Origin of the sequence: Tessaracoccus lubricantis (assembly GCF_039544535.1) — a bacterium.
Lineage (GTDB): Bacteria > Actinomycetota > Actinomycetes > Propionibacteriales > Propionibacteriaceae > Arachnia > Arachnia lubricantis.
This window is the reverse complement of sequence record NZ_BAABLV010000068.1, coordinates 1-1312: the sequence shown is the minus strand read 5'-3', so window position 1 is coordinate 1312 and position 1312 is coordinate 1. Positions and strand designations below refer to the sequence as shown.

The window sequence follows — 1312 nt, the reverse complement described above, 5'->3', positions numbered from 1 at the left end:
CATGGCGTGGAGGACATCGACGCGTCGTCGGGCTAGGCAGATGATCGCGGCGTTGTGTTTCTTCCCAGCGGCGCGTTTCCGGTCGTAGTAGGCGCGGGAGTCGGGGTCGTGGAGGGCTGCGAAAGCGGAGAGGAATAGGGCCCGTTTGAGGTGTTTGTTCCCTGCTCGTGAGGGGTGTTCGCCTCGGATGCTGCTGCCAGATCTGCGGGTGACAGGGGCCAGGCCGGCGTAGGCGGCCAGGTGTCCTGCGGTGGGGAATGCTGTGGCGTCGCCGATGTCGAGGAGGAGTCTGGCTGCGGTCCTGATGCCGACTCCGGGCATTGACATCAGGAGCTGGGAAAGAGGGTGGGCATCGAGGGCCTCCTCAACCTGTTTCGCGGCTGCAGCGCGTTGGGCCAGGAGTCCTTGGAGTTGGGCAGCCAGTTGGGGCAACACCAGCTCGGCGGCGCGGGTGCCAGGAACAACTACGGTCTGCTCGGTCAGTGCTTTGATGATCGCGTCGACGAGCCGGGTGTGCATTCGGGGCGCCAACGGTTTCGTCGTGGTGGTCAGGCGTCGCCTGCCGGCGGCAGCGAGGCCTGTCGGGCCGGCGAACTTTGCCAACAGGGCGAGGACCGCGGGGTGGCCGATGTTGGCGCCGATGGCGCGTTCGAGGGCGGGATGGATCTGGGTGAGCATGCCGCGGATCCGGTTCGAGACGCGGTTGACTTCGCTGGCCAGGTCGTCGTCGAACCCGACGATCACAGCCAAGTCGGCGATGAGGTCATCGTCGCCGCCGACGCGTCGCAGCGCGTGGGGCATGGTGCGGCCGGCCTCAGCGATGATGTAGGCGTCGCGGGCGTCGGTTTTCGCGTTGCCCGGGTGGAGATCAGCGATGCGGCGCATCGCCAGCCCGGGCAGATAGGCGACCTCGATACCCATCGTTCGAGCGACGGTCACAGGCAGTGCCCCGATCGTGGCGGGCTGGTCCACGATCACCAACACCGACCCATGGACGGTGAGCTTGTCGAACACCTCGCGCAGGGCAGCCTCGTCTTGGGGCAGGGCCTTGTCATGCAGACGTCTCCCGGCGCTGTTGAGCGCGGTGGCATGGTGGTGTTCCTTGCCTACATCGAGGCCGACGAATACGTCGAACCGGTCTTGGTCCATGACAGTCCTCCTTAGGACCTAATTCTGGTCACCAAGTCGGGCGAAGATCGTCGGCACCCACGTTACGAAGAGACCACGCTGTCGATGCAGCGGGCCGTGTCCCTATCAGCGATCAACCCACGCCACCAGAACCCGGTGACAACACCCCCCGGATCATCTATGA

General features: G+C 65.5%; 1 protein-coding gene. It reads right to left on the bottom strand.

The window, feature by feature from the left end; translation table 11 throughout:
• Nucleotides 1-1149 (bottom strand): IS110 family RNA-guided transposase (locus ABEA30_RS15860; RefSeq protein ID WP_345584600.1); only part of this gene is annotated, 1149 nt, incomplete at its 3' end.
• Between the last annotated feature and the right edge of the window lie 163 nt (nt 1150-1312).